The 6,759-nt window shown below is 37.4% G+C and carries 8 protein-coding genes; 1 reads left to right on the forward strand and 7 read right to left on the reverse strand.

The genetic code is table 11. The features are described 5' to 3' along the window. Nucleotides 1-365: 365 nt before the first annotated feature. From AC1DUW_RS18120 to AC1DUW_RS18130, 3 genes are read right to left on the reverse strand one after another with little or no spacing between them, the layout of a single operon-like run. A complete protein-coding gene (locus AC1DUW_RS18120) occupies nt 366-1,397 on the reverse strand; it encodes a TolB family protein (RefSeq protein ID WP_477643126.1) in 1,032 nt (343 codons plus the stop codon). Between the two features lie 12 nt (nt 1,398-1,409). Further along, entirely contained in the window at nt 1,410-2,273 is an 864-nt protein-coding gene (locus AC1DUW_RS18125; protein ID WP_477643127.1) for a permease prefix domain 1-containing protein, read from the reverse strand. Then, nucleotides 2,273-2,593, reverse strand: a complete 321-nt coding sequence (locus AC1DUW_RS18130; protein WP_053347404.1) for a PadR family transcriptional regulator — start codon at nt 2,591-2,593, stop codon at nt 2,273-2,275. Before AC1DUW_RS18130 ends, AC1DUW_RS18125 begins: the two co-directional genes overlap by 1 nt. A gap of 309 nt (nt 2,594-2,902) precedes the next feature. Between AC1DUW_RS18130 and AC1DUW_RS18135 the strand changes: the two genes are divergently transcribed. Further along, a complete protein-coding gene (locus AC1DUW_RS18135; protein WP_477643128.1) occupies nt 2,903-3,643 on the forward strand; it encodes an alpha/beta hydrolase in 741 nt (246 codons plus the stop codon). A 175-nt stretch (nt 3,644-3,818) separates the two neighbouring features. Here AC1DUW_RS18135 and AC1DUW_RS18140 read toward each other — a convergent pair whose 3' ends face one another. The 4 genes from AC1DUW_RS18140 to AC1DUW_RS18155 all read right to left on the reverse strand — a co-directional run. Continuing rightward, nucleotides 3,819-4,523 (reverse strand): DUF421 domain-containing protein, encoded by a 705-nt coding sequence (locus AC1DUW_RS18140; protein ID WP_477643129.1) that lies wholly within the window; start codon nt 4,521-4,523, stop codon nt 3,819-3,821. Between the two features lie 167 nt (nt 4,524-4,690). Then, nucleotides 4,691-4,870: an anti-repressor SinI family protein gene (locus AC1DUW_RS18145; protein WP_053347401.1), complete on the reverse strand. Its 180-nt coding sequence runs from the start codon at nt 4,868-4,870 to the stop codon at nt 4,691-4,693. 70 nt (nt 4,871-4,940) lie between these two features. After that, complete coding sequence (locus tag AC1DUW_RS18150; protein ID WP_477643130.1) at nt 4,941-5,537, reverse strand: TetR/AcrR family transcriptional regulator; 597 nt, start codon at nt 5,535-5,537, stop codon at nt 4,941-4,943. 221 nt (nt 5,538-5,758) lie between these two features. Further along, nucleotides 5,759-6,759 (reverse strand): CAP domain-containing protein (locus AC1DUW_RS18155; RefSeq protein ID WP_477643131.1); only part of this gene is annotated, 1,001 nt, incomplete at its 5' end.

Consider the following 6,759-nt stretch of genomic DNA (forward strand, 5'->3'; position numbering starts at 1 on the left):
GAGTAAGCCAGAAACTCACGAGTAAATCGTGAAAATTCACGAGTAAACCAGAAACTCACGAGTAAATCGTGAAAACTCACGAGTAAATCAGCCAAACTTACGAGTAAATCGTGAAAATTCACGAGTAAGCCAGAAACTCACGAGTAAATCGTGAAAATTCACGAGTAAACCAGAAACTCACGAGTAAATCGTGAAAACTCACGAGTAAATCAGCCAAACTTACGAGTAAATCGTGAAAATTCACGAGTAAGCCAGAAACTCACGAGTAAATCGTGATAATTCACGAGTAAACAGCCAAACTCACGAGTAACCCCATAAAAAAAGCTTCCGGCACCGTCAATAATTGGTGTCGGAAGCCTTTCTTATTAATTAGGTAACAAAATTTCTTCCGGGTTGTCTCCATCAATCCCCACTTTATATAGGTGATACTGTGGATCGCTTTTGCCGAATTTCTTATCTACCATAAAATAGACCGTTTTTGTATCGCTGCTGATGACTGGGCGATCTGTGTATTCTTGAAGATGGGTCAGCTGCTTTTCGGTCTTGGTTTTGAGGTCATAGCTATAAAGCTCATAAATATAGGTACTACCTGATTGCTCGTTGGAGATGGACTGGAAAATCATCGTTTTTTCATCCGGGGTAATTGTGAAATCAAAAATATCGACATCACGTTTAGAGTCTGTGACGGTTTCGATACCTGTTTGGTCAAATTTCACTTTGAAAATCCGTTGATGCGTTTCGAAAATCTCATCAGCCGTTTTAGCATCCGCATCATCATCGGTTTGATAATAAGCGGCTTTTCCATCAGTGGTGACATTTAGGGAACTAAGACCATATTTCTTAAAAGAGGTCAGTTGGGTGGACTCTTTTTTTTCTATATCAAATTCATAAATATCGAGATCGTGAGGACGGGGACCCGTGATCGGCGAATAGTTTTTAAACGAACCGGCTCCAATATAAAAGAGAGAGCGGCCGCTTTTTGTGAAATCGAGTTCTGTGATCAGGAAGTCTGCTTTGAATAATTCACTGATTTTCTGTGATTTCAAATCAAGAAGCTGAATGGAACTAGTTGAATCTTCTTCTTGGTTTTTTTTAGCTACAATAAAGGCAAGCATATTTCCATTGTAGGAATAAGTCGGGTCGAGGATTTGTTCATCGTTGCTCAATTCAAGGACTTTTTCTTCAACGGATAATGTAGGATTATAGAGTTTTAATTGTGGTTTTCCCTTAAAGTGTGTGACGTATGCAATTGTACCTTGAGTGGATACGTCGTATTGATTGGTTAAGCCCTGCTGCTTTTCATTTTCTTCTTTTTTAAAGACCAAGCCGGCGATGACAAGCAGGACAGTCACAATCGCAAGCGTGGTCAGAATGAGATAGATGTGCTTCTTTTTCATTTGAAGGACTCCTTAACGGTAGAGTATCATCATCGTAAAAATAATTGCTAGAACAAGTAATACCTGTAGAACAGCACATATATTTGATGCCGTAGGCTTCTTTTTTAACAGTTTAATCTGTAGGATATATAACGAAATCCATAAGACAGTCGGGATGAAAAATAATAGCATAAACGGCTGGACTTCACTTGAGAAGATTAAAAAAGCATATAAGAAAAATAAGGTAACTGACAAAAACAAGATGCCGAGTGTAATATTGAAAATGTGCAGAATTTTTGCTTTTTTCAAATTATTTCCACTATATCCTGGAAGAACCAAGGCTGTTTTGTAAATGAGGTAAAGGGATAGTAGGAGAATCGCTGCCATAATCAGGCTGAATAAAGGAAATAATGTAAAGTCAAGGTCGGACGCGATTCCCCATCCATATATATAGACAAGGGCATGGGTCACTAACACGGTGTTGACCATGATTTTCCGGTTGATAGAGACTAGGAGGTTAAGTGTAAGTGAGAGTATAGTTGCACTAGTCAGTATCGAAAAAAGAAGCCAGCCGATGTAGGCATCTCCTTCTTGGAATAGTTGCAGCGCATACACCGAAAACGTAAAAAGAATTGAAACAATGGATAAAGTCAGCATAAGCTCTTTTCGGTATGGAAAAATGGCCTGCTGAATTTGACTGCCGATTTCCCATTCGTCGCCAAAAAGGATTAATGCCATTTTCTCGGCTTCTTTTGGGGTCTTCCCCTGCTTTATTAAATCATCCCGGCTCAACTCCAGATGGAGAAGCAGTTCTTCAAACATATCTTCTTTTTCTTCCTTGGTACAATCGGTTTGGTTGACTATTTTTTTTACATACCTTTCAAATGCTGTTTTCATCAGAAATCCTCTGCGCTTTTCCGAACTAAATTTTCAAGGAAGGTAAAGCTGCTGCGTTTACGTTCAAGCTCGGTTTGGCCGCTGTCTGTGATACGATAATATTTCCTGCGTCCGGACTCGGACTCTTTCCAATACCCTTCTATAAATTCCTTTCTTTCTAGACGCTTAAGAGCCGGGTATAGGGTGCCTTCACTGATTTCGTATTGCCCCTCGCTCATTTGCCTTAGAATCTTCGTCATTTCATAGCCATACAGCTCTTTTTGTGAAAGAAGTGAAAGCAGGAGGAGGTCAATACTTCCCTTCATCAATTCTTTATCCAAAAAATCACCTTCTTTTTTCATTTGCTTTAGTGTAATACGATGTACATCGTATTACAAGGTATATTTTACTTTTTTAAAAAAAAATGGTTAAATGACGATTGCTAAATAAAATCAATCATAGTAAAATGTGCTTCTGAACGGATGAGTTGTAAAGAGTGTGGTAAGGATACTATATACTTGATTTATCTGTTTTAATGAAAATACGGAATAGGATAGAAGAAATCCCACTCAAGGGGTATTAATTGATTTTTTTTTGAAAATCATTTAGATTCTATTTATCAACAAGAGCAGAAAGAAGGTCCTAGATAGATGAAAGTGAAAGCACCTGAGTCATTCACATACAGAGGTGGAAATAGAGCTGTTCTTTTACTTCACGGGTTTACCGGAAGTACGGGAGATATGAAAAAATTAGGGAAATACCTGAATGATCGCGACTATACCTGTCACGGACCTCTTTATAGAGGGCACGGAGTATCAGCCGAGGAACTTGCTAAAACAGGTCCAAAGGAATGGTGGAAAGACGTAGTGGATGGTTATCAATTCCTTAAAGATGAAGGCTACGAGGAAATTGCTGTTGTAGGAATTTCTTTAGGAGGAGTGTTCTCATTAAAAGTAGGAATTGAACTTCCTGTGATAGGGGTGGTTTCAATGTGCGCTCCGACGCAAGGAAAAAGTATCGATCGACAAAAAAACCGCTTGCTCAATTATGCACAGGCTTATAAGAAGTTTGAAGGCAAAGATGCAGACCAAATTGCTGCCGAAGTGAAGCTGTTGGAAGAAGAGCCTATGACTCAACTGAAAGATGTGGTGAATATAATAAATGAGACTGGTGAAAATTTAGATTTAATCACATCACCAACTCTTGTTTTACAAGGGCGCTTGGATGATCCGGACTATACGAACAGTGCTACAGCGGTTTTCAGTGAAGTCGATACGCAGCATAAACACTTGATATGGTACGAAAACTCTGGCCATATAATCACATTAGGCAAAGAGCGTGAGCAGGTTTATGAGGATGTGTATAAGTTCTTAAATACACTACTTTGGTAGAAGCAGAGGGAAGTTTTCTCTATGTATAAACAGGGGTAATCTTGTCCTAAGAAGGCCACCAATTTGGTGGCCTTTAACATATTCAGGGTATAAAACTACTCTCTTCTTTAAGTAAAAGTAAATCGTATTAAATAAAGGCATAGCTAAGAGGACTTATATGGTTTAGCTTCAAAATCTATTTGTATAAAAAGATTTTCACTGAATCGTTATTATCAATGGTTGCTAATAAAATATCATATACTTCCTCACTGTATGCAGTTTTTATTCGGTTTTTAAGCCATTCTTCGTCTTTACCAATGCGGGTTAATTCACTAAAATCAATTTTTCCCTCTTTAATAATCGTTCTCGGAAAAGAAAAGGTTTTTGTTACTAGTTCTAAATCGGCAGGGGTTACGGCTTCATATTGAGGGTTTAAAAAAAATGAAATTGTACCATCTGGTTCCCATAATGCAAGCGCAACTTTTTGAATATCTTCAATTTTTTCTTTTCTTAATTCAGATAATAAAAAATCGATAGAGATTCTGGCTTTGGCTAAGCTTTTATAAACAATTTGCCCATTTTCTATAAGGGGAAAAGGAGAGTTTTCAAAAAAACTTCGAAGTTTTCCCCACTTTAGGCTCAAAAAAACGCAAAAAATATATAAAAGTACTAATACGGCTGTCGTTATCAATGGTCCCTTTAGACCTAACTGTTCATCAGATAAAGGATGGGCAAGGATGTTTCCAATAATTAATGCTATTAAAAAATCAAGTAATCTTAACTGAGAAATAGCTCGTTGCCCCATTATTTTAGCTGCAAAAAGTAAAAAGAAGTAAGACACAATGGCCCTTAAGATCCACTGAATTATAGTAAGTGCTTCTTGGCCGTGAAAAAAGTCCATCTAAACTCACATCCTTGTTTAATGGGGTTTAAGGTTTAGTATGGAGCTTTTGACCAATGATTATCAATAATATAGATGAAGTACAAATTAATTAGATTTTCAGATAAAAGATGGACTTCCATATGGAGTCCATCTTTTATTCGTTTTGAAATTATTATTCCTAATAACTAATCTTCCATTGAGTCCATTTGCGGCTGTAAATCTGTTTCGAAAGCATTATTCATTTGATGCTGTCTAATAAATTTTCTGACCTGTTCTTTTGTTATTCCGCTTTGTTTGGCTTCAATCATAAGTGCAATCCACATTCTTTCGAGCGGTTCCTGCTGCGATTGCTTTAAAGAATTCATAATAATACTCCCTATCAACTATATTTTAAATTTCGCAGAGGAATAATAGTTAGAAAAGTAAAATGAATTATTAGGTCTTAACTAACAATCCGTCCAACAAAAGGTGTACAATTTCATTCGCTAATATTTCAGGCTGAATGTTTTCTTCAAAAATTTGAGTTATGGTTAAACGTTCAATAATTCCGACCAAGCTTTCAGCTATAATCAACATGTTAGCATCTGGATGGAAATAGCCATTTTGTTGTTCATATATCAGGTTTTCTTTTATTTGTGCCGCTAACTCCTTCTTTATTTCTTCAGCCTCTTGAGAGAGAAAAAAACCAATTCGAGTTAAACTTTGATTTTCAGCAAAGAAACGAAATATCGCGGCTAATCCTTGGGTGATTTTGAGGGGAATAGCGTTTAAATCAAGCCTAGTTTCAAGCCGGCTTTGTATAGTAAGATTAAATAATTCATATCGGAATTTCTTAACTAACTCCTTAAAAATGGCCTCTTTACTTTCAAAATACAGATAAAAAGTAGGCTGACTTAAATTTGCTCTATGAACGATTGTACTAACTTTTGTTTCAAAATAACCCTTCCGAGCAAACTCATCTGCCGCGATGAAGAGTAGTAAAGCTCGACTCTGTTCACCGTTGGCACCCTTTTTTCTACCTCTTTTAATCATAAATCGGTTACCCCAACGTTTAATTTGTCATTATATTACTCTTAAGTATTATCTTATAGTGTTAAAGTTCCAGTCAAGTAAAATAAACTGAATATTATAAAAACAAAAACAACTATAAAGTAAAGAAGATAACTCTAGGACGGTGTTGAGATTCTTTTAAAATCAGGAGGATAGAATCAAAAAAAGCCGTGCGGGATTTCTCCAGAAACGGCTTTTTGTTATTACTTCGTTAAATAATTTTCTGTATAATACGGTTTTGCATTATCTTCAAAGGCGACGCCGACCCCGAGAGATTCAAAATCTTTTTGTAATTTATTTTCCCTGTGTCCGATGGAGTTCATTAACCCTTCATGAGCAAAGATACTGCTGTTCTGACCGGCTGCGAGGTTTTCCCCAGCCATTCGAAAAGTGATTTTGTCATCTTCCATTCGGTCAAAGGGGGATTCTCCTTCAAGGTTATTATGGTTGAAGTAATGATTCACTGCCATATCGGCACTGTGATCCTGAGCGGTCACTTTCACTTGTTTATCCCAAGAAAGGACCGAGAGATCATGGTTGACCCTTGATGCATTAGTCAGGTCAAATAGTTGATATTCAAAGCCGTTCTTTAACTCCGGACTGGCTTCTGCAAAATAGGCATTCTTTTGTTTTTCCAATTTTGCGTCGATAATTTGGATTGATGTAACTGTATTTTTCTCATGTTTGTCATAGAAGATAGTCACATAGCTCTTATCCATTTCAAACATATCGTATTCGCCATCGCTTCGAATCTGGTAATAGACGTTTCCTTTAAGGAGTTTTGTTATAGGATCTCCTAATTTTTCAGTCACTGCTTCTTTAGGCGTGCCGCGTTTAATTCCTTGTTTTGAGGAGATTAAATCTTGGTTCGTATATAATCCAACAACTTTATCGTCCGTATCGTAGGCAACCATGAAGAAGTTTTGATAATTTTCGTGATAAGCGAACCAGTCTACGCCATATTCATTCCGGGTTTGCCGCTTTGCTTCACCAGCCAGTTTTTCAACAGCAGCCTTAGTGTCGCCAATTTCGACATTACGGACTGAAAAGGAGGCCTCAGCGGGTGCTTCCAATGTTGGTTTTTTCACTTGTTCCGTTTCAGGTTGTTCTTCTTTAGAAGCGTTATCCAACGTTTCTGTTAGCTCGCCTATCAGGTAGGTGACTCCGGTATTCAGCTTGTCCAGGGCATTCGAAACCTCTGGTC

Source organism: Peribacillus sp. P4_C12, assembly GCF_056402095.1.